Origin of the sequence: Streptococcus sp. HF-100, assembly GCF_015594635.1 — a bacterium.
GTDB lineage: Bacteria > Bacillota > Bacilli > Lactobacillales > Streptococcaceae > Streptococcus > Streptococcus vaginalis.
Genome location: NZ_JADNQV010000003.1, coordinates 69,267 through 94,855, shown reverse-complemented (window position 1 = coordinate 94,855; position 25,589 = coordinate 69,267). Strand labels below are relative to the sequence as shown.

The 25,589-nt window shown below is 40.5% G+C and carries 24 protein-coding genes; all 24 read left to right on the top strand.

Annotated features, from left to right (window positions below):
* The first annotated feature begins 10 nt into the window (after nt 1-10).
* A complete protein-coding gene (gene comGC / locus IYQ23_RS04190) occupies nt 11-280 on the top strand; it encodes a competence type IV pilus major pilin ComGC (RefSeq protein WP_195674242.1) in 270 nt (89 codons plus the stop codon).
* Nucleotides 240-668, top strand: a complete 429-nt coding sequence (gene comGD / locus IYQ23_RS04185; RefSeq protein ID WP_195674175.1) for a competence type IV pilus minor pilin ComGD — start codon at nt 240-242, stop codon at nt 666-668. The genes comGC and comGD overlap by 41 nt, the downstream gene beginning before the upstream one ends.
* Nucleotides 640-933: a competence type IV pilus minor pilin ComGE gene (gene comGE, locus IYQ23_RS04180; RefSeq protein ID WP_195674174.1), complete on the top strand. Its 294-nt coding sequence runs from the start codon at nt 640-642 to the stop codon at nt 931-933. Before comGD ends, comGE begins: the two co-directional genes overlap by 29 nt.
* A complete protein-coding gene (gene comGF, locus IYQ23_RS04175) occupies nt 917-1,354 on the top strand; it encodes a competence type IV pilus minor pilin ComGF (RefSeq protein ID WP_195674241.1) in 438 nt (145 codons plus the stop codon). Before comGE ends, comGF begins: the two co-directional genes overlap by 17 nt.
* A complete protein-coding gene (gene comGG, locus IYQ23_RS04170) occupies nt 1,335-1,661 on the top strand; it encodes a competence type IV pilus minor pilin ComGG (protein ID WP_275655842.1) in 327 nt (108 codons plus the stop codon). The genes comGF and comGG overlap by 20 nt, the downstream gene beginning before the upstream one ends.
* Before the next feature lie 84 nt (nt 1,662-1,745).
* On the top strand, nt 1,746-2,699 hold the full coding sequence (locus IYQ23_RS04165; protein WP_195674173.1) for a class I SAM-dependent methyltransferase: 954 nt from the start codon (nt 1,746-1,748) through the stop codon (nt 2,697-2,699).
* Between the two features lie 46 nt (nt 2,700-2,745).
* Nucleotides 2,746-3,945: an acetate kinase gene (locus IYQ23_RS04160; RefSeq protein WP_022525968.1), complete on the top strand. Its 1,200-nt coding sequence runs from the start codon at nt 2,746-2,748 to the stop codon at nt 3,943-3,945.
* 388 nt (nt 3,946-4,333) lie between these two features.
* Nucleotides 4,334-6,148 carry a glutamine--fructose-6-phosphate transaminase (isomerizing) gene (gene glmS / locus IYQ23_RS04155; RefSeq protein WP_195674172.1) on the top strand — a complete coding sequence of 605 codons (1,815 nt, stop codon included), beginning with the start codon at nt 4,334-4,336 and terminating at the stop codon, nt 6,146-6,148.
* A gap of 434 nt (nt 6,149-6,582) precedes the next feature.
* Nucleotides 6,583-8,712, top strand: coding sequence for an AAA family ATPase (locus tag IYQ23_RS04150; RefSeq protein ID WP_195674171.1), 2,130 nt, complete (start codon nt 6,583-6,585; stop codon nt 8,710-8,712).
* A gap of 167 nt (nt 8,713-8,879) precedes the next feature.
* Nucleotides 8,880-10,337 (top strand): PTS ascorbate transporter subunit IIC, encoded by a 1,458-nt coding sequence (locus IYQ23_RS04145; protein ID WP_195674170.1) that lies wholly within the window; start codon nt 8,880-8,882, stop codon nt 10,335-10,337.
* 30 nt (nt 10,338-10,367) lie between these two features.
* The gene (locus tag IYQ23_RS04140) at nt 10,368-10,649 is read left to right on the top strand and encodes a PTS sugar transporter subunit IIB (protein WP_003032305.1); all 282 of its coding nucleotides are present in this window, start codon (nt 10,368-10,370) and stop codon (nt 10,647-10,649) included.
* A 202-nt stretch (nt 10,650-10,851) separates the two neighbouring features.
* Nucleotides 10,852-11,337 carry a PTS sugar transporter subunit IIA gene (locus IYQ23_RS04135; RefSeq protein ID WP_022525964.1) on the top strand — a complete coding sequence of 162 codons (486 nt, stop codon included), beginning with the start codon at nt 10,852-10,854 and terminating at the stop codon, nt 11,335-11,337.
* Nucleotides 11,338-11,387: 50 nt separating this feature from the next.
* Nucleotides 11,388-12,053, top strand: coding sequence for a 3-keto-L-gulonate-6-phosphate decarboxylase UlaD (locus tag IYQ23_RS04130; RefSeq protein ID WP_049513200.1), 666 nt, complete (start codon nt 11,388-11,390; stop codon nt 12,051-12,053).
* A 3-nt stretch (nt 12,054-12,056) separates the two neighbouring features.
* Entirely contained in the window at nt 12,057-12,917 is an 861-nt protein-coding gene (locus IYQ23_RS04125) for an L-ribulose-5-phosphate 3-epimerase (protein ID WP_195674169.1), read from the top strand.
* 1 nt (nt 12,918) lies between these two features.
* The gene (locus IYQ23_RS04120) at nt 12,919-13,620 is read left to right on the top strand and encodes an L-ribulose-5-phosphate 4-epimerase (RefSeq protein ID WP_195674168.1); all 702 of its coding nucleotides are present in this window, start codon (nt 12,919-12,921) and stop codon (nt 13,618-13,620) included.
* A 196-nt stretch (nt 13,621-13,816) separates the two neighbouring features.
* Nucleotides 13,817-15,487 carry a BglG family transcription antiterminator gene (locus IYQ23_RS04115; protein ID WP_195674240.1) on the top strand — a complete coding sequence of 557 codons (1,671 nt, stop codon included), beginning with the start codon at nt 13,817-13,819 and terminating at the stop codon, nt 15,485-15,487.
* A 160-nt stretch (nt 15,488-15,647) separates the two neighbouring features.
* On the top strand, nt 15,648-16,739 hold the full coding sequence (gene ulaG / locus IYQ23_RS04110; protein ID WP_195674167.1) for an L-ascorbate 6-phosphate lactonase: 1,092 nt from the start codon (nt 15,648-15,650) through the stop codon (nt 16,737-16,739).
* 110 nt (nt 16,740-16,849) lie between these two features.
* Nucleotides 16,850-18,826, top strand: coding sequence for a transketolase (gene tkt, locus IYQ23_RS04105; RefSeq protein ID WP_195674166.1), 1,977 nt, complete (start codon nt 16,850-16,852; stop codon nt 18,824-18,826).
* A gap of 90 nt (nt 18,827-18,916) precedes the next feature.
* A complete protein-coding gene (locus IYQ23_RS04100; RefSeq protein WP_037619092.1) occupies nt 18,917-19,405 on the top strand; it encodes a prolyl-tRNA synthetase associated domain-containing protein in 489 nt (162 codons plus the stop codon).
* Between the two features lie 102 nt (nt 19,406-19,507).
* Complete coding sequence (gene yajC, locus IYQ23_RS04095) at nt 19,508-19,846, top strand: preprotein translocase subunit YajC (protein WP_003026971.1); 339 nt, start codon at nt 19,508-19,510, stop codon at nt 19,844-19,846.
* A gap of 344 nt (nt 19,847-20,190) precedes the next feature.
* Nucleotides 20,191-20,940, top strand: coding sequence for an isoprenyl transferase (locus IYQ23_RS04090; protein ID WP_195674165.1), 750 nt, complete (start codon nt 20,191-20,193; stop codon nt 20,938-20,940).
* Between the two features lie 8 nt (nt 20,941-20,948).
* Nucleotides 20,949-21,752 carry a phosphatidate cytidylyltransferase gene (locus IYQ23_RS04085; RefSeq protein WP_003035312.1) on the top strand — a complete coding sequence of 268 codons (804 nt, stop codon included), beginning with the start codon at nt 20,949-20,951 and terminating at the stop codon, nt 21,750-21,752.
* Between the two features lie 439 nt (nt 21,753-22,191).
* Nucleotides 22,192-23,463 (top strand): M50 family metallopeptidase, encoded by a 1,272-nt coding sequence (locus IYQ23_RS04080; protein WP_022526850.1) that lies wholly within the window; start codon nt 22,192-22,194, stop codon nt 23,461-23,463.
* Nucleotides 23,464-23,500: 37 nt separating this feature from the next.
* On the top strand, nt 23,501-25,360 hold the full coding sequence (locus tag IYQ23_RS04075) for a proline--tRNA ligase (RefSeq protein ID WP_195674164.1): 1,860 nt from the start codon (nt 23,501-23,503) through the stop codon (nt 25,358-25,360).
* Nucleotides 25,361-25,589: the final 229 nt, after the last annotated feature.

Below are 25,589 nucleotides of genomic sequence, written 5' to 3'. Positions count from 1 at the left end.
TTTGATTGAAATGTTAGTCGTGCTTCTTATCATCAGTGTTTTGATGCTCTTGTTCGTGCCGAATTTGACCAAGCAAAAAGAAGCTGTAACGGAAAAAGGAAATGCAGCGGTGGTAAAAGTTGTGGAAAGCCAGGCGGAGCTATTTGAGGTCAATCACACCAATGAAAAAGCGACACTCTCAAAATTAGTCAACGATGGCACGATTACAGACAAGCAGGCAGCGTCCTATAAGGCTTACTATGCAAAACATACAAAAGAAGCTCGTTCTGTTGCGGATTAAGGGATTTACGCTTTTGGAAAGTTTGCTGACATTATTTATAACGAGTTTCTTATTGCTTGCGGTGTCGGGCTCTGTTCGTTCTTCTTTTGAACAGGTGGAAGAGCAGATTTTCTTTCTGGAGTTTGAGCATTTTTATCGGGAAAGTCAGAAGTTGAGTAGCTCGGCTCAAAGTCAGATGGACATGAGTTTTTCTCGCGAGAGGATTTCCAATGGTTATACTCAGCTAGCGGTTCCTCGTTCGATTCAAGCTCCAGATGAGTTGACACTTCATTTTGATAAGGCTGGTGGCAATTCATCGCTCGGAAAGATTGTCTTTCAGACGAAAAAGCAGACAATTACGTATCAATTATATCTAGGAAATGGGAAATTTAAGAAAACAACACGTTAAAGGAACGATTTTATTAGAGGCGCTGCTGGCTTTGGCTGTTTTTGCGACAATTGTGACCCTGTTGTTGGGACAAATTCACCAGTCTCGAAAAGCAGAAAATGACTTGCTTAGAGAAGAAGAAGTTTTAAGGGTAGCTAAAATGGCTTTGCAAACAAAGCAAAGTCATCTGACAGTGAATGGTATTAAAGTGCGTGTTGAAACAAGTCAACAAGGTATTCAGATTTATCATGGAAGGGAACTAATTCTTGATGTTCAAGGCGAATAAATTGAAAGCTTTTACCCTTTTAGAGGCTCTGGTTGCCCTCTTTGTCATTAGTGGAAGTGTGTTGCTGTTTCAATCTATGACGCGCCTTCTAGCTTCTGAAGTCCAAGCTCGTCAACACAGTGAACAACGAGAATGGCTTTTGTTTGCAGATCAACTAGAAGCAGAGTTGGCTCGTTCTTCATTTGAAAAGGTGGAGAACAATCGTTTATATATGAAACAGGACGGCAAGGTGATTGCATTTGGAAAGTCAAGTGGACAGGATTTCAGAAAAACTAATGCGAATGGGAAAGGTTACCAGCCGATGGTTTATGATGTGGAAAAAGCAGAAATCTCACAGAAAAATGAGCTGATTCATATCAGAATGACATTTAAGCGAGGATTGGAAAGGGAGTTCGTCTATTGTGTGGAAACAAAGAGTTAAAGCAGGTATTATGCTCTATGCCCTTTTTATAACAGCTGTCTTTAGCTTGCTTTTGCAATTTTACCTTCATCGGCAAACTGCTAATCACAGGAATTTTGCTTTGAACAAAGAAGGAACACAGGCTTATACAATGGCTCTTCTAGCAAATAAAAATTCTAAGCAAAGAGAATTTGATAAAGGGCATGTCCAAGACCAAAAGAGTGAGAAAGAACTCATCCTGACCGTAACAATGAAGACTGGTCGCCGTTATCAATTTTCTTTTCCGCTTGAGAAGACCGGCCAAAACAATGACAAACTAGACAAATAAGCGAGAATAGAACTGTATGTAAGTAACTGAGGATTCGCTCGCAAAAAGAGCTGAATTTTGGTATGATAGGGAGCGGAGGATACTATGAATTTTGAAAAAATTGAACAGACCTATATGCTCTTGTTAGAAAATGTCCAAGAAATCCAAAATGATCTTTTAACGAGCTTTTATGATGCTTTGATAGAGCAAAATGGCAGCTATCTGGACGGGGATATTGAACTAGATAGTGTTCGGCAGAACAATGAAAAACTGAAAGCGTTGAAATTAAGTAAAGAGGAATGGCGCCGAGCCTACCAATTTTTGCTGATGAAAGCAGCTCAAACAGAGCCTTTGCAAGCCAATCATCAATTTACTCCAGATTCTATCGGGTTTATCTTAACTTTTCTCATTGACCAATTGAGTAAAAAAGAACACATTGATATTTTGGAAATTGGTAGCGGAATGGGGAATTTAGCAGAGACGATTCTCAATAATACACAAAAAAATATGGATTATCTAGGACTGGAATTGGACGATCTGCTAATTGATATATCAGCCAGTATCGCAGATGTGATGGACGCAAAAGCTAGTTTTGTGCAAGGTGATGCAGTACGCCCGCAAGTATTGAAAGAAAGCGATGTGATTATCAGTGATTTACCAGTTGGCTTTTATCCTGATGATAGCATTGCGGCGCGCTATGAAGTGGCTAGTAGACAGGAGCATACTTATGCTCATCATTTGTTAATGGAACAATCGCTCAAGTATCTCAAATCGGATGGTTATGCTATTTTCCTTGCACCGAATGATTTATTGACTAGTTCGCAAAGTGATTTATTGAAGAAATGGCTACAAAAGCATGCACAAATAGTTGCAATGATTGCGTTACCAGAGTCTCTTTTTGGAAATGCAGCATACGCTAAAACAATTTTTGTACTGAAAAAGCAAGATGAACAAGCTGTCCAACCATTTGTTTATGCTTTATCTGATTTGCAGAATCAAGCGGATTTATTGACATTTAGCGAAAAGTTTCAAAATTGGAGCCAAGAAAGTGAAATTTAAACAAGTTTTTGATATAATAAATGAAAACGCTTAAAAGAGGTAATTTATGTCAAAAACAATTTCAATCAATGCTGGAAGTTCAAGTCTAAAATGGCAATTATACGAAATGCCAGCTGAAAAGGTTATTGCCAAAGGGCTGATTGAACGGATTGGTCTCAAGGACTCCATTTCAACAGTAAAATTTGATGGTCGTGCAGAAAAGCAAATTTTAGATATTGATGATCATACGCAAGCTGTAAAAATTTTGTTAGATGACTTGATGCGCTTTGGTATTATCAAATCCTATGAAGAAATCACAGGTGTCGGTCATCGTGTTGTTGCAGGTGGTGAATACTTTAAAGAATCTGCACTTGTTGATAGCGAAGAAGTGATTCAAAAAGTAGAAGAATTAGCGCTTCTTGCACCACTTCATAACAAAGCAAATGCAGCAGGAATTCGTGCCTTTAAAGAATTGTTGCCAGACATTATAAGTGTCGTTGTGTTTGATACATCTTTCCATACAACAATGCCAGAAAAAGCCTATCGTTATCCATTACCGACTAAGTACTATACGGAGAACAAGGTTCGCAAATATGGCGCTCATGGTACAAGTCATCAGTATGTTGCCAAGGAAGCCGCCAAAACGCTTGGTAAGCCACTTGAAGAGTTGAAGCTAATTACTTGTCATATTGGGAATGGCGCTTCTATTACAGCGGTTGATAAAGGAATTTCTGTAGACACTTCAATGGGCTTTACTCCGCTAGGTGGCGTGATGATGGGAACTCGCACAGGGGATATTGACCCGGCTATCATTCCTTATTTGATAGAGCATACAGAAGATTTTAATACACCAGAAGACATCAATTATATTTTAAACAAACAGTCTGGGCTTCTAGGAGTATCTGAAACATCAAGTGATATGCGCGACATTATTGCAGGAATGCATGAAGGCAATCATAATTGTAAACTGGCTTTTGACATTTTTGTTGATCGCATTCAAAAACATATCGGTCAATATTTTGCTGTTTTAAATGGTGCGGATGCGATTATTTTCACAGCTGGCATCGGAGAAAATTCTGATGAGGTGCGCGAAGCTGTTATTTCAGGTCTATCTTGGTTTGGTTGTGATATTTTACCGGAAAAAAATGTACGTGGAGCTGAAGGGATCATCTCAAGTGATGCTGCTAAGGTGAAAGTGCTTGTCATTCCTACAGATGAAGAATTAGTTATTGCACGTGATGTTGAGCGATTCAAAAACCAAAAATAAAACTTGGAATTTACAAGTCATAATATTTAAGAAGAGAAGCTGAGACAGACAGCCATGAGTGCGCAGCAATCATGGCTGTCTGTCTCACTCTCTTTCATTTTTAGTTTGAAAAAAGATTGTTGAAGTGATTACCTAATGCTCCTAGAACATAAAATGTGAATAAAAATGTCTGAATCAACCGTACAGGTAGGAGAATGAGCTGTTTAAAAGTCTTTTGATTTCCTCTATACTTTCTTTTTGAACTATACCAATTTTCTTGTTGACAAATTCACAATAAAATTATATACTGATTTCGCTTGTTTTGGATAGCTGTGATTAGACTATACCAATTTATAAAACGAAGGAGGAGATAGCAGACTTCTGAAAGTTGTTTGCTATAAATAATAGTATGTGTGGAATCGTTGGAGTTGTTGGAAATCGAAATGCAACAGATATTTTAATGCAAGGTCTAGAAAAATTAGAATACCGGGGTTATGATTCGGCTGGGATTTTTGTGACCAATGGGAAAACATCTAGTTTGGTGAAATCAGTTGGTCGCATAGCTGATCTTCGTGCAAAAATCGGAATTGACGTGGCTGGAACTGCTGGTATTGGGCATACACGCTGGGCAACGCATGGAAAGCCAAGCGAAAGCAATGCGCATCCACATACTTCTCAAACTGGACGCTTTGTTTTGGTGCATAATGGTGTGATTGAAAATTACCTAGACATCAAGAACACTTATCTTGCTAGACATGATTTGAAAGGTCAAACGGATACAGAAATTGCGGTTCACTTGATTGGAAAATTCGTTGAGGAAGAGAATTTATCAGTTCTTGAAGCATTCAAAAAAGCTCTTCATATTATTGAAGGCTCTTATGCCTTTGCTTTGATGGATGCAAAAGATGCAGATACAGTTTATGTTGCCAAAAATAAATCCCCTCTTTTGGTTGGCTTAGGAGAAGGCTACAATATGGTCTGCTCGGATGCTATGGCAATGATCCGTGAAACAAGTGAATTTATGGAAATTCACGACAAAGAATTGGTTATTGTGACAAAAGACGGTGTCCAAGTGCAAGATTATGATGGCAATCCTGTTGAGCGTGAAAGTTACACAGCAGAGCTTGATTTGTCTGACATTGGTAAAGGCACTTATCCTTACTACATGTTGAAGGAAATTGATGAGCAGCCAACTGTGATGCGCAAACTCATTCAAGCTTACACCGATGAAAATGATCAAGTTTCAGTAGATCCAGCCATTATCAAAGCTGTTCAAGAAGCGGACCGTTTGTATATTCTTGCGGCTGGGACATCTTACCATGCTGGTTTTGCGACCAAGCGCATGCTAGAAGAATTGACAGAGACGCCGGTTGAATTGGGGATTTCTTCTGAATGGGGCTACAGATGGCCATTGCTTAGCAAGAAACCAATGTTTATCTTGATCAGCCAATCTGGCGAAACAGCCGACAGCCGTCAGGTTTTGGTCAAAGCCAATGCTATGGGGATTCCAAGTTTGACGGTGACCAATGTACCGGGTTCAACTTTGTCTCGTGAAGCAACTCACACGATGTTGCTTCATGCAGGACCAGAGATTGCGGTTGCTTCTACAAAAGCTTACACAGCACAAATTGCGACTCTAGCATTCCTTGCGAAAGCAGTTGGAGATGCCAATGGCAATGAAAAAGCGAAGCAGTTTGATTTAGTGCATGAATTATCCATTGTAGCGCAAGCGATTGAGGCGACGCTATCTGAAAAAGATAGCATTGACGAAAAAGTGCGTGATCTGCTTGCTACAACACGCAATGCTTTCTATATTGGTCGAGGGCAAGACTATTATGTTGCCATGGAAGCCAGCTTGAAATTAAAAGAAATTTCCTATATCCAGTGTGAAGGATTTGCTGCGGGAGAGTTAAAACATGGAACGATTTCCTTGATTGAAGACGGTACGCCAGTAATCGCCTTAATTTCGTCCGATGAGCAATTGGCCAGTCATACTCGTGGGAATGTATCAGAAGTGGTGGCGCGTGGTGCAAATGTCTTGACCGTTGTAGAAGAAAATGTAGCAAAAGAAGGAGACGATATTGTTTTAATGTCTGTTCATCCATATTTATCACCAATTTCTATGGTCGTGCCAACACAGTTGATTGCCTATTTTGCAACATTGCATCGTGGACTTGACGTAGATAAACCACGGAATTTAGCTAAGTCTGTTACCGTAGAATAAAAAGAAAGGATCATCAAGTAAAGTGCTTGGTGATTTTTTAGTTCCATTGAGATAAAGGGGAAGTTTAATTTTTAAAAATTATGTAAAATATAAAGATTTAAACTAGAAAGACTAATATTAAAGCAATTTTAAAAAAGAAAAACGCAAAAATTATGTAAATTTTTTCCAAAAATCTATTGACTTTTTTATTTTCATAGTATATAATTACATTTGTAAACGGAAAGGAATAAAATCCGTTACACTCGTCCAAACAAGATGAAATTCCTAGTTGTGTTCAGTTAAAAGGATTTCATCTCTATTTTGGAAGAGGTTTAAAATTATGTAAACTATTGACTGCCTTTTATAAATATAAATCCAAAAGATAGAGTTGCTCACTTTGTCTTATATTTTAAGCAGTTGCAAAAATTATGTAAAATAACAAGTGAGGTACAGATATGAACAACAACTACAACAATTTTGATAACATGGATGATCTTTTCAACCAATTGATGGGAAGGATGGGCGGTTTTAATAGTGAAAATCGGCGTTATCTCATCAATGGACGTGAAGTAACACCAGAAGAATTTGCACAATATCGTGCAACAGGTAAATTACCGAAGCAAGTAGCGGAAGGTCAGACATCACAAATGCAAGGACAAGCAGGTGCTCCAAAGCAAGATGGTATTTTAGCGAAATTGGGTCGCAATTTGACAGAAGAAGCGCGCCAAGATATGCTGGATCCCGTTATTGGACGCAATAAGGAAATTCAAGAAACAGCAGAAATTCTGTCTCGTAGGACGAAAAACAATCCAGTGCTAGTCGGAGATGCTGGGGTTGGTAAGACCGCAGTTGTCGAAGGTTTGGCACAAGCGATTGTCAATGGCGATGTCCCTGCTGCTATTAAAAATAAGGAAATTATTTCTGTAGATATTTCTGGCTTAGAAGCAGGTACACAGTATCGCGGTAGTTTTGAAGAAAACATTCAAAATCTGGTGTCTGAAGTGAAAGAAGCGGGCAATGTCATTCTCTTCTTTGATGAAATTCATCAAATCCTCGGTGCTGGAAGCACAGGTGGAGACAGCGGATCTAAAGGTTTGGCAGACATTTTGAAACCAGCTCTTTCTCGTGGGGATTTAACGGTGATTGGTGCGACGACACAAGATGAATACCGCAATACCATTTTGAAAAATGCAGCTCTAGCTCGTCGCTTCAATGAAGTAAAAGTCAATGCTCCGTCTGCAGAAGATACTTATAAGATTTTGCAAGGGATTCGTGATTTGTACGAAAAACACCACAATGTCATCTTGCCAGATGAAGTGTTAAAAGCGGCTGTGGATTATTCGATTCAATACATTCCGCAACGCAGTTTACCAGATAAAGCGATTGACCTAGTGGATGTGACAGCGGCTCACTTGGCAGCTCAACACCCCGTTACAGATGTACATGCAGTAGAACATGAGATCGCAGAACAAAAGGCCAAACAAGAAGCTGCGGTTGAAAAAGAAGATTTTGAAACAGCTTTGAATGCTAAGACACGCATTGAAGAGTTGGAAAAGAAGATTGAAAATCATACGGAAGATATGAAAGTGACAGCAACTGTCAATGATGTGGCAGAGTCTGTAGAACGCATGACGGGTATTCCTGTTTCCCAAATGGGCAGCAGCGATATTGAGCGCTTGAAAGAGATGAATGCGCGCCTGAAAACAAAAGTCATTGGACAAAATGAAGCAGTTGAAGCGGTGGCGCGTGCTATTCGGAGAAATCGTGCAGGTTTTGATGAAGGCAATCGTCCGATTGGTAGCTTCCTCTTTGTCGGACCAACTGGTGTCGGAAAAACAGAGCTAGCTAAGCAATTAGCGCTTGATATGTTTGGTACAAAAGACGCGATTATCCGTTTGGATATGTCTGAATACTCTGACCGTACAGCTGTGTCGAAGTTGATTGGTACAACAGCTGGCTATGTGGGTTACGACGACAATAGCAATACGTTGACAGAACGTGTTCGTCGCAATCCATACTCGATCATTTTGCTGGACGAAATCGAAAAAGCTGATTCGCAAGTCATCACGCTGTTACTGCAAGTCTTGGATGATGGACGTTTGACAGACGGTCAAGGAAATACTGTCAACTTTAAGAATACAGTTATTATTGCTACTTCTAACGCAGGATTTGGCTATGAAAGCTTTACTGGTGATGAGGAAAAGGATATGAAAATTATGGATCGGTTGAAACCATACTTCCGTCCAGAATTCTTGAACCGGTTCAATGCGGTTATTGAATTCTCACACCTTGGTAAGGAAGACTTGGCTGAAATTGTAGAATTGATGCTGGATGAAGTCAACCAAACGCTTGCTAAGAAAGACATCACTCTGACGGTAACAGATGCCGCAAAAGCTTATCTAGCAGAAGAAGGTTACGATGAAGTCATGGGTGTTCGTCCGCTTCGCCGTGTGATTGAACAACAAATCCGTGACAAAGTAACAGACTATCATCTGGATCATCTGGATGTGAAACATCTTTTGGCAGATCTTAAAGATGGTGAATTAGTCATTGAGGAAGCAGCAGATAGTCAAGTTGAAAAATAAATTTCATTATTCAAACGCTGAGAAATTTCTCGGCGTTTTTGGCTCCCATATTTTTCACAGTCCAAGAGTGAACAGTTGCTTGTGTAATTCTTGGTCTTTTTGTTACCGCTTACATGGTTTATAATAGGCTTATAAAGAACAAATAAAATAGAAAAAGGAGAGTTAAAATGAACATCATTTTAAACATTCTGAACTGGTTCTCGCAAAACATTTTGCAGAATCCAGCCTTCTTTGTAGGTCTCTTGGTTCTAATTGGCTATGCTCTGTTGAAAAAGCCAGCGCATGATGTCTATGCCGGTTTCATCAAAGCGACAGTTGGTTATATGCTGTTGAACGTTGGTGCTGGAGGTTTGGTAACAACTTTCCGTCCGATTTTGGCGGCTTTGAACTTTAAGTTTAAGATTGGTGCGGCGGTTATTGACCCATACTTTGGACTAACAGCGGCAAATACAAAGATTGCAGAAGAATTTCCAAACTTTGTCGGAGCAGCAACAACAGCACTTTTGATTGGTTTTGGTGTCAATATCCTGCTCGTTGCTCTTCGGAAAATTACGAAAGTGCGGACGCTGTTCATTACAGGTCATATCATGGTGCAACAAGCAGCAACCGTTTCATTGATGGTTCTTCTCCTTGTTCCTCAATTGCGTAATAGCTGGGGCGTGCTGGCAATCGGTGTCATCTGTGGACTTTACTGGGCAGTCAGCTCCAATATGACAGTAGAAGCAACACAGCGTTTAACTGGTGGCGGTGGTTTTGCGATTGGTCACCAACAACAATTTGCGATTTGGTTTGTGGATAAAGTTGCAGACAAATTTGGCAAGAAAGAAGAAAATCTTGACAATTTGAAGTTGCCAAAATTCTTGTCTATTTTCCATGATACAGTGGTTGCTTCGGCGACGTTGATGTTGGTTTTCTTTGGAGCTATTCTCTTAATCTTGGGTCCAGATATCATGTCAAATGCAAAAGTCATTACATCAGGTACAGTTTACAACCCTGCTAAGCAAGATTTTTACATGTATATCATTCAAACAGCCTTTACTTTCTCCGTTTATCTCTTTGTCTTGATGCAAGGTGTACGGATGTTCGTAGCAGAATTGACCAATGCCTTCCAAGGTATCTCTAACAAATTGCTTCCTGGTTCATTCCCAGCTGTGGACGTTGCAGCTTCTTACGGTTTTGGTTCACCAAATGCGGTGCTTTCAGGATTTGCTTTCGGTTTGATTGGACAATTGATTACCATTATGCTCTTGATTGTCTTTAAGAATCCAATTCTGATTATCACCGGTTTCGTTCCAGTATTCTTTGACAATGCAGCGATTGCAGTTTATGCGGATAAACGTGGTGGCTGGAAAGCAGCGGTTATCCTGTCCTTTATCTCAGGGGTGCTACAAGTAGCGCTTGGTGCTCTCTGTGTGGCGCTTCTCGGTCTTGCTTCTTACGGCGGTTACCATGGAAATATTGACTTTGAATTCCCATGGCTTGGATTTGGCTATCTTTTCAAATATCTTGGCATTGTAGGTTACATTCTTGTTTGTGTATTCTTGCTGATTATTCCACAACTACAATTTGCCAAAGCAAAAGACAAGGAAGCCTACTATCGTGGTGATGTTCAAGCAGAAGAATAAAAATAGATTTAAATATTGGAGGAAAATAATATGGTTAAGGTATTAACAGCGTGCGGAAATGGCATGGGCTCATCTATGGTGATTAAGATGAAAGTAGAAAATGCTCTGCGAAAATTAGGACAAACAGATTTTACCGTCAATTCTTGCAGTGTTGGAGAAGCAAAAAGCCTTGCTTCTGGTTATGATATCGTCATTGCCTCTCTTCATTTGATTCATGAATTAGACGGACGGACAAATGGCAAATTGATCGGTCTGGATAATCTGATGGACGACAAAGAAATCACTGAAAAACTATCACAAGTACTGGAATGATGCGGCTAGAGGTTTGTCTCAGCCTCGTCGCTTAAGAAATTGATATAGAGGCTTTGGACGTTTGTCCAAGCCTCATTCGCTTAAAAGGATAGGTGAAACTGAAAACATAGGGAAGTTCAAGTCTATTGTGCTTTTAAAGAAGCAGAAGATTTCTCTTTGCCAATCCGTTTTGAGTTTCCATTTTCTACGAAAGGAAGAAGCCATGAATTTAAAGCAAGCATTGATTGAAAACAAATCCATTCGTTTAGGGCTTTCTGCTTCGACTTGGCAAGAAGCGGTCAAACTTTCTGTTGACCCTTTGATTGAAAGCGGAGCTGTTAAGCCTGAATATTATGATGCAATCATCAAATCCACAGAAGGATATGGTCCTTATTATATTTTGATGCCGGGTATGGCGATGCCACATGCTCGTCCAGAAGCTGGTGTACAAAAAGATGCCTTCTCTTTGGTGACTTTGAAAGAGCCTGTAACTTTCTCAGACGGGAAAGGCGTGAGTGTCTTGTTAGCTCTTGCAGCAACGAGTTCAAAAATTCATACGAGTGTTGCCATTCCGCAGATTATTGCCCTCTTTGAATTGGAAAATTCTATTGACCGTTTGCTGGCATGTCAAACAGAAGCAGAAGTTTTAGCCTTAATTGATGAATCAAAAGATAGTCCTTATTTAGAAGGATTGGATTTAGATAGTTAGTAAATGGTTGTGTTTCAATCCATTAGAAAAGAATAGAAAGAGAGAAAATTATGTCAAAACGTCTTCCAAATTTACAAGTTGCACTAGATCATTCAGACTTGCAAGGAGCCATTAAAGCGGCTGTGTCGGTCGGGCATGAAGTGGATGTCATTGAAGCAGGAACGGTTTGTCTCTTGCAAGTCGGCAGTGAGCTGGTAGAAGTGCTGCGTAGTTTATTTCCTGATAAAATCATCGTTGCTGACACTAAATGTGCTGACGCTGGCGGTACGGTTGCTAAAAACAATGCCGTTCGCGGAGCGGACTGGATGACCTGCATTTGCTGTGCAACGATTCCAACTATGAAAGCCGCTCTAAAAGCGATTCAAGAAGAACGTGGCGAGCGCGGTGAGATTCAAATTGAACTTTACGGAGACTGGACTTATGAGCAAGCTCAGACTTGGCTTGATGCTGGCATTTCACAGGCTATTTATCACCAATCACGCGATGCACTTCTTGCTGGTGAAACTTGGGGTGAAAAAGATCTCAATAAAGTTAAGAAATTGATTGAAATGGGCTTCCGTGTGTCTGTGACGGGTGGTTTGAATGTGGACACGCTCAAACTTTTTGAAGGAGTGGATGTCTTTACCTTTATTGCTGGACGCGGCATTACAGAAGCTGAAAATCCAGCAGCAGCTGCGCGTGCTTTCAAAGACGAAATCAAACGAATCTGGGGGTAAGTCATGGCACGTCCGATTGGAATTTATGAAAAGGCGACGCCGAAGCATTTTTCTTGGCGGGAACGGTTAGAATTTGCTAAGGAAATGGGATTTGACTTTGTGGAAATGTCGGTTGATGAAAGTGATGCTCGGCTGGCACGTCTCACTTGGTCCAAAGAAGAACGTCTAGAACTTATCAAAGCCATCTATGATACAGGTGTGCGGATTCCAAGCATTTGCTTTAGCGGTCATCGGCGCTATCCTTTGGGCTCAAATGATCCTGAGCTAGAAGCAAAATCGCTTGAAACGATGAAACAATGTATTGAGTTAGCGCAAGATTTGGGTGTGCGAGTCATTCAATTAGCGGGATATGATGTTTATTATGAAGAAAAATCCCCAGTCACGCGTGCTCGTTTCTTAAAAAATCTGCGACGAGCATGTGATTGGGCTGAGCAGGCGCAAGTCATGTTGGCTATTGAGATTATGGATGACCCATTTATCAACAGCATTGAAAAATATTTGGCTGTGGCAAAAGAAATCAATTCGCCTTATCTCTTTGTCTATCCAGATACGGGCAATGTTTCTGCTTGGCATAATGACCTCTGGAGTGAATTTTATCTTGGTCATCAGGCAATTGCTGCGTTGCACTTAAAAGATACCTATGCCGTGACAGAGCATTCTAAAGGGCAATTTCGCGATGTACCTTTTGGTAAAGGTTGTGTCAATTGGGAAGAAATGTTTGCCGTTTTGAAGAAAACCAATTACCAAGGACCGTTTTTGATTGAAATGTGGTCTGAAAATTGTGAAACGGTGGAAGAAACCAAAGCTGCTATCAAAGAAGCGCAAGATTTCCTTTATCCACTCATTGAGAAAGCGGGGTTATGAAATGTTAGTACCAGAATTACGAGAACGTGTCTATAAAGCCAATATGGAACTTCCAGAGCATGGTTTGGTGAAATTTACCTGGGGCAATGTCTCGGCGATTGACCGCGAGAAAGGTTTGATTGCCATCAAACCTTCTGGTGTGGCGTATGAAAATCTATCTCCAGAAAATATGGTTGTGACAGATTTGGATGGCAATATTGTCGAAGGTGATCTCAATCCGTCATCAGATTTGCCGACGCATGTCGAGTTGTATAAAGCGTTTCCAGAAGTTGGTGGCATTGTTCATACGCACTCGACAGAAGGCGTGGCTTGGGCGCAGGCAGGACGTGATATTCCTTGCTATGGTACGACGCACGCTGACACTTTCTACGGGGCGATTCCTTGCGCTCGTGCTCTGACAACTGAAGAAATCAATGGCGAGTACGAAAAAGAAACTGGGAAAGTTATTATTGAAGAATTTGCCAAGCGTGGCTTAGATCCGCTCGCAGTAGCAGGTGTAACCGTCCGCAACCACGGACCATTTGCTTGGGGCAAGGACGAAAAGTCTGCTGTTTATAATGCAGTTGTTCTGGAAGAAGCCGCTCGTATGGCACGCTACACAGAAGCTATCAATCCAGAAGTGGCAGAAGTGCCGCAAGATCTCAAAGACAAGCATTACCTGCGAAAACACGGAAAGAATGCTTACTACGGACAGAAAAAATAATTATGAAAAATCAAGGAGGAGGACGACTACCATGATTGAGAGCAGTCATGATGCCGGTTCCTCGCCTTGCTTTTCTCATTTTGCTATGAAAAAGCGCTAAAAATGACCAAAATAACGAATAAATTCTTTCGATTTCATGTGAATGATGTGTGAAAAGATGTTATAATGGTTTGCAATCCCTTTCAAGGAGTAAATGATGATATTATTGGACCAAACAAGTTGTGACTTACTAAGATACCTCATTCAGTTGGAAGAGCCAGAAACGATTATGACTATTTCACGGGCGATGAATCAATCGCGGAGGAAAATTTATTATCATTTAGAAAAAATCAATGATGCCTTAGCGGAGGCTGGTGAAGTGATTAGCAGTAGTCCGAGAGTAGGGATTGTCTTAACTGCACAGCAAAAGGAATTATGCCAATCCTTGCTGGAAGGAGTCGATTCTTATAGTTATGTCATGAGCATGACCGAGCGCATGCAGTTGACTGTTCTGTATATTTGTGTTGCAAACAAGCGTGTCACCATTGAAAAACTGATGGAATTGACCGAGGTGTCTCGGAATACCGTTCTCAATGATTTGAATGAAATCCGCAATCAGTTAGCTTCAGAGCAGTATCAAGTCAACCTTACATCCACAAAAGCGCAAGGATATCTTTTGAAATGTCATCCACTCAATAAAATCCAATATGTACATTCTCTCTTGTATCACATTTTTGCAGAGGGAAATCATAGTTTTGTTACGATTTTAACAAAGAAGATAAGGAATTTTGTTGGTGATGAGATTCTTCTGTCGGATGATTTACAAGACTTTCTTAACCAAAGGGTACAAGATGTAGAGCAAGACTTAGGTAAGAAAATCAATCGCCATGAAATCAAATTTATGTTGCAAGTCTTACCATATCTTCTGTTGAGCTGTCGCAATATGGCTTTGAATGAGGAAGAACAGGAAGATTTGAAGCGTGAGTTTACCTTGATTCGCAAGCGGATTGAATATCAAGCGGCTAAACATTTGAATAACAATTTAGGGGCGACATTTGGCTTGAAACTAAATGATATTGAGATTTCACTCTTAACTGTTCTTTTGCTTTCTTACCGGAAAGATCGGGATATTCATGCAACCAGTCAAGATTTTGTCCAATTAAAAGAAGCGATTGATGAGTTTATCTGGCGTTTTGAAGTTAGTTCGCACTTTGAAATTGAAAATAAAGAAGATTTGTTGCGAAATCTCTTGACACATTGCAAGGCTCTATTATTTCGTAAAACTTACGGCATTTTGTCTAAAAATCCGCTGACGAGACAAATCAAGGAAAAATATGCGGAGTTGTTTGCAGTCACCAAGTCTTGCTCTGTGATTTTGGAGGAAGCATGGCTCATTTCACTAACCGATGATGAAGTTGCTTACCTTGCCTTACACATGGGTGGATTTTTAAAGCACAATCATGCTGAAAAACAAGATGCCAAACGAATTTATTTAGTGTGTGATGAGGGAGTCGCTGTGCAGAAATTGCTACTCAAACAGTGCTTGTATCATTTGCCAAATGAAAATTTAGGCGCTGTTTTTACGACAGAGCAATTCAAAAGCGTCGAAGATATTTTAGATGTGGATTTATTGATTACGACAAATGACGGGTTGGAAACTACTCTGCCAACGATACAAGTTCAGCCCATTTTGGATTACGAGGATGTATTGAATATTACTTCTTTTGTGAAAGATCAAGCTCTTTCTACTAAAGGCGTGCGATTTAGTCAAGATTTAGAACGACTTTTGTCACAATACCTCAAGGATTCAACTCGTACACAAGAGCTGAAAAATAAAATTCAAAAACTTGTCAACGAAGAATTATTATCAACTTCAACGGAAGAATGAAAGAATAAGATGACTGGCTAGGGATAAAATTCCCTGCTTTTTTAGTTGTGAAAAATAGTCCAATCTTGAACACAGACATGTGCTTTATTTGGTCTTTTTTAATCTATTGAAGGGAGCTATACTAAGAATGTAGAATAAAATATCTTGAGGAGGAATGAACATGCCCAATGTAAAAGAAATCACAAGAGAATCTTGGATTTTATCCACTTTCCCAGAATGGGGAACCTGGCTCAATGAAGAAATTGAAGAAGAAGTTGTGCCAGAAGGCAACTTTGCTATGTGGTGGCTAGGCAACTGTGGTGTCTGGATTAAGACACCTGGCGGTGCAAATGTTGTCATGGATCTCTGGTCCAACCGCGGAAAATCAACCAAAAAGGTCAAAGACATGGTGCGTGGTCACCAAATGGCGAATATGGCAGGCGTCCGTAAATTGCAACCAAATCTCCGTGTGCAACCAATGGTGATTGACCCATTTGCAATTAACAAACTGGACTATTACCTTGTTTCTCATTTCCACAGCGACCATATTGACATCAATACTGCTGCAGCTATCGTCAACAATCCGAAATTGAACCATGTGAAATTTGTTGGTCCTTACGAATGTGGTGAAATTTGGAAAAAATGGGGCGTTCCAGAAGAACGCATTATGATTATCAAACCGGGTGAAAGCTTTGAGTTTAAAGATATAAAGGTTACAGCTGTGGAATCCTTTGACCGAACCTGCTTAGTGACACTTCCAGTTGACGGTGCGGATGCTCGAGACGGTGAGCTGAAAGGGCTTACTGTAACTGACGAAGAAATGGCGCGTAAGGCAGTCAACTACGTCTTTGAAACGCCGGGCGGTACGATTTATCATGGCGCAGATTCTCACTTCTCAAACTATTTTGCCAAACATGGAAAAGATTTCAATATTGATGTAGCGATTAACAACTACGGTGACAACCCAATCGGTATTCAAGACAAGATGACTTCGATTGATTTGCTTCGTATGGCTGAAAATCTGCGTGCCAAAGTCATTATTCCAGTTCACTACGACATCTGGTCTAATTTCATGGCTTCAACAGATGAGATTCTTGCCCTCTGGAAAATGCGCAAAGAGCGCTTGCAATATCAATTCCATCCATTCATTTGGGAAGTCGGCGGTAAATACACTTATCCGCAAGACAAAGACAGAATTGAATACCACCATCCACGTGGTTTTGATGATTGCTTCGAGCACGATTCAAATATTCAATTTAAGGCTTTACTATAAAAAATTAAGTGGGAATTATCCGTATACATTGCGATATGCGGATAATTTTCATATAATGATAGTGTAGAATAATTGCTACTGAAAGGGTAGTATTATAAAAGGAGAATTCAATGTCAAATTTATCTGTCAATGCCATTCGTTTTTTGGGAATTGATGCTATTGAAAAATCAAAATCTGGGCATCCAGGTGTTGTCATGGGCGCAGCACCGATGGCTTATGACTTGTTTACCAAGCAAATGCGTGTGAATCCAGAAGTACCAAATTGGGTCAATCGCGATCGTTTTGTTTTATCAGCTGGTCACGGCTCTATGTTACTCTATGCCCTTCTCCATTTGTCTGGTTTTCAAGATGTCACAATGGAAGAACTCAAGAACTTCCGTCAATGGGGTTCTAAAACGCCTGGTCATCCAGAATTTGGACATACAGCTGGCGTAGATGCGACAACTGGACCCCTCGGTCAAGGAATTTCGATGGCAACTGGTTTTGCGCAAGCAGAACGTTTCCTAGCTGCTAAGTATAACCGTGAAGGCTATACGATCTTTGACCACTATACCTATGTCATCTGTGGTGACGGGGACTTAATGGAAGGTGTGTCTGCTGAAGCGGCTTCTTATGCTGGACTGCAAAAGCTAGATAAACTCATCGTTCTCTATGATTCAAACGACATCAATTTGGACGGAGAAACGAAAGATTCCTTTACAGAAAGTGTTCGTGACCGTTACAATGCTTACGGTTGGCACACAGCTTTGGTTAAAGACGGAACAGACTTGGAAGCGATCAATGCAGCGATTGAAGCCGCAAAAGTTTCTGGCAAACCTTCCTTGATTGAAGTCAAAACGGTCATTGGCTATGGCTCGCCAAATAAACAGGGAACCAATGCTGTTCATGGAGCTCCTCTTGGTGCAGAAGAAGCAGCCGCTACTCGCAAAGCTCTTGCTTGGGATTACGCACCATTTGAAATTCCAGAAGAAGTCTACGAAGATTATCGGGTTAATGTTGCAGAACGCGGCAAAGCTGCTTATGATGCTTGGGCAAAACTCGTTGAAGAATACAAACAAGCCTATCCTGATTTAGCTAATGAAGTTGCTGCCATTATTGCGGGACAAGACCCAGTTGAGATTCAGCCAGAAGATTTCCCAGTAAAAGAAACAGGTCTTTCACAAGCTACTCGTAATTCTAGCCAAGATGCTTTGAATGCTGCCGCAAAAGTTCTCCCAACTTTCCTTGGTGGCTCTGCTGACCTCGCTCATTCTAATATGACTTACATCAAAGAAGACGGCTTGCAAGACGATGTCCACCGCCTTAACCGTAATATTCAATTCGGTGTGCGTGAATTTGCTATGGGGACTATTTTGAATGGTATGGCACTTCACGGAGGACTTCGTGTTTATGGCGGTACGTTCTTCGTCTTCTCAGACTATGTTAAAGCGGCTGTTCGCTTGTCAGCTCTGCAAGGTTTGCCTGTGACCTATGTCTTTACACATGACTCAATCGCAGTTGGTGAAGACGGTCCAACTCATGAGCCGATTGAGCATTTAGCAGGACTTCGTGCCATTCCAAACCTCAATGTTTTGCGTCCAGCAGATGCGCGTGAAACACAGGCTGCTTGGTACTTGGCACTCAAGAGTCAATCAACTCCAACAGCTTTGGTTCTCACGCGTCAAAACTTGACTGTTGAAGCTGGAACTGACTTTGACAAGGTAGCGAAAGGCGCCTATGTTGTGTATGAGACAACAGATGGTTTTGATACAATCCTTCTTGCATCTGGTTCTGAAGTCAACTTAGCTGTTGCAGCTGCAAAAGAATTGGAAGCGCAAGGAGAAAAGATTCGCGTTGTCAGCGTACCGTCAACAGACATCTTTGATGCACAAGATGCTGCTTACAAAGAAGAAATTTTACCAAATGCAGTTCGTCGCCGTGTTGCTATCGAAATGGCTGCAACCCAGTCTTGGTACAAATATGTCGGACTTGACGGAGCTGTTATCGGTATTGACAAATTCGGTGCTTCTGCCCCAGCTGCTAAGGTAATGGAAGAATATGGCTTCACCGTTGCTCATGTCTTAGAAGTTGTGAAAAATTTGAAATAGTAACTTTCAAAAAGAACCGAGGCTTGCTTCGGTTTTTCTAACTAGAAATGCTATAATGAAAATAGGAAATTTTAGCTCGGAGGTGTGAAGATGACAAAGGAAAGTATGATTTATCAGCTGTTGGATGAATTGAAAATTTCTTATGATCGTCTGGATCATGAACCAATTTCTTCCGTTATTGAGGCGGTTGAAAAGGGAATTGTCCTACCGGGGCAACAGGTCAAAAATCTCTTTTTGAAAAATAAAAAGGGGCGTCAATTTTATTTGGTCATTTTGCGGGACGAAAAAACGGCAGATATCAAGCATTTGGCAGAAATCCTTGATGAAAAACGATTATCATTTGCCAATGATAAGGAGCTGGAGGAGCTTTTACAGGTAGAACCAGGTGCGGTTACACCTTTTGGGTTGCTTTTTGATAAGGAAAAGAAAGTCCAGCTGATTGTGGACGAGGAGGTTGATCCGAACTTGACCGTGGGTTTTCATCCTTTTGTCAATACAACAACGCTCAATATCGCTTATGCTGACTTTTTACGTTTTTTGGAAAAAGCAGAGCATACTGTCAAAAGAATTCGCTGCTAATCAGGCTTAAGGAGGAATCCTTTTAGAAATTTCAGCCCTTCCTTGTAAATTCTCTAGGAATCTGCTATAGTAGATAATATATGAAATCTAAAGGAGACTAAAATGGGTAACGGTTTTTCAATTTTAATTATGTTGGTTGTGATGATGGGCTTGATGTTCTTCATGCAACGTTCTCAAAAGAAACAAGCAGACAAACGGATGGAAAGCTTGAACAAACTACAAAAAGGATATGAAGTTATCACAATTGGTGGCTTGTATGGTACGGTTGATGAAGTTGATACTGAAAAGAAAACAGTTGTTCTTGATGTAGACGGTGTTTACTTGACATTTGAATTAACAGCTATCAAGACTGTATTACCTCTCACAGAGGGAATCACAGCAGTTGCTGGTGCAGACGGAAGTGTTGATATGTCAGAAGATACAGCTATTGAAGAAGAATAGTAGTGTTTTAAGCTAGAAAAAGGGATTGGAGTTTCTCCAGTTCTTTTTATTTTTGTTTGAAAGGTTTCTTTTACAACTTATAAGAATAATTCTTTTACTACTTTGACGTTGTCAATTAGCTATTTTGATGCCAAAGCTAACTAAGTAACAAATATTTCCTTAGCAGAATAGGAATTTAAAAAAGATAAAGTATTTAATTTTTATCGTAAAATAATGTGAAAAAGAAGTTGGAGCCAAAAATTTCTATGTTTCGGCTTCTTTTTTATCTGAAATTTAGCATAAATCCCATTTTTAGAGGATTTATGATATAATGAAATGTAAAACTTTATTAGGAAAACAAGCAGATGTTTAGTTTTAAGAAAAAAGAAAAAATTGAAGTTCCACTACAAATACCGAGACATATCGGTATTATTATGGACGGGAATGGTCGTTGGGCTAAAAAGAGAATGCAGCCGCGCGTTTTCGGACACAAGTCTGGAATGGAAGCTTTGCAAAACGTTACCATTGCAGCTAAAGAGTTGGGTGTCCAAGTATTGACGGTTTACGCTTTCTCCACAGAAAATTGGTCGCGTCCTGAAAAAGAAGTCAGCTTTATCATGAACTTGCCGGTTGAATTTTACGACCGTTATGTGCCTGAGTTGCATAGAAATAACGTAAAAATTCAAATGATTGGGGATACGGAGCGGCTGCCTAAGGGAACGTATGATGCGCTTTGCAAAGCAGAAGAATTAACGCGGCTCAACACAGGCTTGATTCTGAATTTTGCCTTGAATTATGGTGGTCGTGCTGAGATTGTTCAGGCGGTTAAAATGATTGCTCAAGATGTGTTAGATGCCAAGTTCAGTCCAGGCGAGATTGATGAAGAGATAATTGCCAATTATCTACAAACCAGCAATCTACCTCGATTATTGCGCGATCCGGATTTGGTCATTCGAACGAGCGGAGAATTGCGTTTGAGTAATTTCTTACCTTGGCAAAGTGCATATAGTGAGCTGTATTTTACAGACATTTTATGGCCGGATTTTGATGAGAAAGCTTTGAAAGCAGCTATTGAAGAATATAGTAAACGAAATCGTCGATTTGGCGGCGTGTAGGAGAATTTATGGATAAGGATTTACAAAGACGTGTTATTTTTGGCGGAGTGGCACTTGCTATCTTCATTCCAGTTTTGATGATAGGAGGCGCTCTTCTGCAAATTGGAATGGGGCTTCTAGCCATGTTGGGTGTTCATGAATTGCTGCAAATGAAAGGGCTGAGAAGTACCACACTAGAAGGTGTCTTAGCCATGTTAGCAGGTTTTGTGCTGACGATTCCACTCGAAAACTATTTGAAATTTTTGCCGGTAGACGGAAATGTTGTGGCCTATAGTTTAGTTGTTTTTCTTCTATTAGGCTCAACTGTTCTAGGGAAAAATTACAGTTTTGAAGATGCGGCTTATCCAATCGCTGCGAGTTTTTACGTGGGAATTGGCTTCAATGCTTTGCTAGATGCACGGGTGGCTGGTTTTGACAAAGTGCTCTTAGCCTTGTTTATCGTCTGGGCAACGGATAGCGGAGCTTACTTGGTCGGACGGAGATATGGCGTACGTCGCTTAGCTCCGCGAGTTTCACCAAATAAAACTGTTGAGGGCAGCCTAGGAGGCATTGCTTCAGCAGTCCTTGTAACATTTATTTTTATGTTGTTTGATAGAAACGTTGCCGCACCTCATCATATGTTTGTCATGCTTCTTTTCACAGTATTCTTTAGTATTGCAGGTCAGTTTGGTGACTTGGTAGAAAGTGCAATTAAGCGCCATTTTGGAGTCAAAGATTCTGGTAAATTTATACCCGGACATGGTGGTGTGTTAGATCGTTTTGACAGCATGCTATTTGTCTTTCCCTTGATGCATTTCTTTGGATTGTTCTAATGAGAATGGTGAAATGAAGTGGACAGACTAATGTGATTGTTTTGTAATCACTCACAGAAAAATGAAATCTGAGAAGATGACATAAAAAATCAATATTTCGCAAGAAATTGATTTTGTCATTTTACTTTGTGCAGTTGACTAGGGTTTGGTCGTCATGCCTTGCGTAGCAAGGGATTAGAACTGCCACTCAACAGTGATTGATTGGCACTAAAGTATCTAATCAATTGTGCATAGAAACTCTAAATTGACTAAAGTCAACAGAGTTTCTCATTACTGCGTTTTGTTGTAAAAATAATTATTGTAAGAGTCTGGGAAACGTTCCTTCCAGCCTCTTTGTGAATGAACTTTATAAGGAAATCTTAAGCCGAGTGAAGTAATCTTGATTTGCTGGGTACAATTCAGTAAGATGATCATGTCAGAAAGTAGAAAGGTTGGTGTAATGCAGTCTGGTATTATAGGAATTATCACCTTTATCATTGTTTTTGGAATTATTGTAGTTGTTCATGAGTTTGGACATTTCTATTTTGCGAAAAAATCGGGCATTTTGGTGCGGGAGTTTGCTATTGGAATGGGCCCGAAAATTTTTGCTCATATCGGAAAAGACGGCACGGCCTATACTATTCGGATGTTACCGCTGGGTGGCTATGTTCGTATGGCTGGTTGGGGTGAAGATTCGACCGAGATTAAAACCGGAACACCTGCTAGTTTGACTTTAAATGAGGCAGGCAAGGTCGTCCGAATCAACCTTTCGGGCAAGAAAATTGATCAAACTGCTCTGCCGATGAATGTGACGGGCTTTGATTTAGAAAACAAGCTTGAAATCACTGGTTTGGTACTAGATGAACAAAAGACCTATGCGGTTGACCATGATGCAACAATCGTAGAAGAAGACGGCACAGAGGTTCGGATTGCTCCGCTTGATGTGCAGTATCAAAATGCTAGTTTAGGCGGGCGCCTCATTACCAACTTTGCAGGACCGATGAACAATTTCATTTTGGGGATTGTAGCTTTTCTGTTGTTGATTTTCATGCAGGGTGGCGTTGCCAATCCCAATACAAATCACATTCGTGTCTTACAGGACGGTGCCTTGGCACAAGCTGGTGTAAAAAATAACGACCAGATTTTAAAAGTTGGTCAAGCCGAAATTAAGAATTGGTCGGATTTGACCCAAGCTGTTCAGTCTGAGACGAAAAACAGTAAAGGGCAATCAGAACTAAATGTGACGGTTAAAAGCGGAAATAAAGTTCGAGAGCTGACAGTTAAGCCTAAAAAAGAGCAAGGAAGATATCTATTAGGAGTGATGCCGGGCTTGAAATCAGATTTTCCGTCTATGATCGCGGGTGGGTTTAGCATGGCTTGGAACGCTAGTTTCCGCATCTTTGACGCTTTAAAAAATTTAATTTTCCACCCAGACATCAATAAACTAGGCGGTCCTGTGGCGATTTACAAAGCCAGCAGTGACGCTGCTAAAGGCGGTCTTGAAAGTGTTATCGCTTTATTAGCTATGCTATCTCTAAATATTGGTATTTTTAATCTCATTCCTATCCCAGCGCTTGACGGTGGAAAGATTGTGCTCAATCTTCTTGAAGCCATTCGGCGCAAGCCATTAAAACAGGAAACAGAAACCTATGTCACTTTAGCAGGTGTCGCCATTATGGTGGTGTTGCTGATTGCGGTGACTTGGAATGATATTATGAGAACCTTCTTTTAAAAGGTGAATTCTAAATAATAAATAAAAGGAAGAATTTATGAAACAAAGTAAAATGTTAATCCCAACACTACGTGAAATGCCTAGTGATGCACAAGTCATCAGTCATGCACTTATGCTGCGTGCGGGCTATGTCCGCCAAATTTCAGCAGGTGTTTACTCTTACTTACCATTGGCTAATCGCGTGATTGAAAAAGTAAAAAAAATCATGCGAGAAGAATTTGAAAAAATCGGTGCGGTCGAAATGTTAGCTCCAGCCCTCCTTAGTGCCGACCTTTGGCGTGAATCAGGTCGTTATGATACCTACGGTGAAGATCTCTATAAGTTAAAAAATCGCGAAGGTTCAGATTTTATCTTGGGGCCCACTCATGAAGAAACATTCACCGCAATTGTACGGGATTCTGTAAAATCTTATAAGCAATTACCGCTCAATCTTTATCAGATTCAGGCTAAATACCGTGATGAAAAGCGTCCTCGAAATGGCTTATTGCGGACACGTGAGTTTATCATGAAAGACGGTTATAGCTTCCATGCTAATTATGATAGCCTAGATGTGACTTACGATGAGTATAAGACGGCCTACGAGAATATTTTTACACGAAGTGAGGTTGATTTCAAAGGGATTATCGGTGACGGTGGTGCTATGGGTGGGAAAGATAGCCAAGAATTTATGGCCATTACACCTGACCGTACCGATCTTACGCGCTGGGTTGTCTTGGATAAGTCAGTCACTAGCTTTGATGAAATTCCGACAGACGTTCAAGAAGCAATCAAAGAAGAATTGACAGGCTGGTTAGTGTCTGGTGAGGATACTGTTGTTTATTCAAGTGAGTCAGGATATGCTGCAAACCTTGAAATGGCAACAAATGAATACAAACCAAGCAATCGTGTTGTGGCCGAAGACGAATTAACTCGTGTAGAGACTCCGGATTGCAAGTCGATTGATGAAGTTGCTGCCTTTCTTCATATGGATGAAAGCCAGACAATCAAAACGTTGGTTTATATTGCTGATGAAAAACCGATTGTGGCTCTGCTTGTTGGAAATGATCAACTGAATGAAGTGAAGTTGAAAAATTATTTGGGTGCTGATTTCTTTGAACCGGCAAGCGAAGAAGAAGTTCGTGAACTGTTTGGTGCAAACTTTGGTTCTCTTGGACCCGTTCATCTTCCAGAAAATGTTCAAATCATCGCAGATCGCAAGGTGGAGGACGTTCGCAATGCAGTTGTTGGTGCGAATGAAGATGGTTATCATTTGACAGGTGTCAATCCAGGGCGAGACTTCACAGCAGAATATGTAGATATTCGCGAGGTGCGTGAAGGAGAAGTTTCACCAGACGGACAAGGCGTTTTGAAATTTGCACGCGGCATTGAAATTGGACATATCTTTAAATTAGGAACTCGTTATTCAGAAAGCATGAATGCGACTGTTTTAGATGAAAATGGTCGTGCAGTTCCTGTCGTAATGGGCTGCTATGGTATTGGTGTCAGTCGCCTCTTATCAGCTGTTATGGAGCAACACGCTCGTCTCTTTGTCAATAAGACACCAAAGGGAGACTATCGCTATGCTTGGGGAATCAATTTTCCAAAAGAATTGGCACCGTTTGATGTGCATCTAATCCCTGTAAATGTCAAAGACGAGGAAGCTCTTGCATTGACAGAACAACTAGAAGCGGAGCTGCTCAAAGCTGGCTACGAGGTCTTGACAGATGATCGTAATGAACGTGCTGGTGTGAAATTCAGCGATAGTGACTTGATTGGCCTACCAATCCGTGTGACGATCGGGAAAAAAGCTGCTGACCGCATCGTTGAAGTCAAAATTAAAGCGACAGGTGATACCATTGAAGTGCATGTTGACAATCTTCTTGAAACACTTGCAATCTTAACGAAGAAAAATGAATAAATAGGTCTAAAACAAGAGCTAAATTATCATTCAAAAAACAGGAAAAATCTTAATTGGAGACAATCCGAAAGAGATTTTGCCTGTTTTTTTTGAGTTGATACTTTGCGTCGACTTGTTGGCGTGGGACAAAGAAGGACTGTTGAGGGAAATGTGTTTTACTTTGCTTTCATTTTTTACTATTTGAAGATAAAAAATAACTTTTTAGGGCATCTTCTGAGGAAACCTTTGA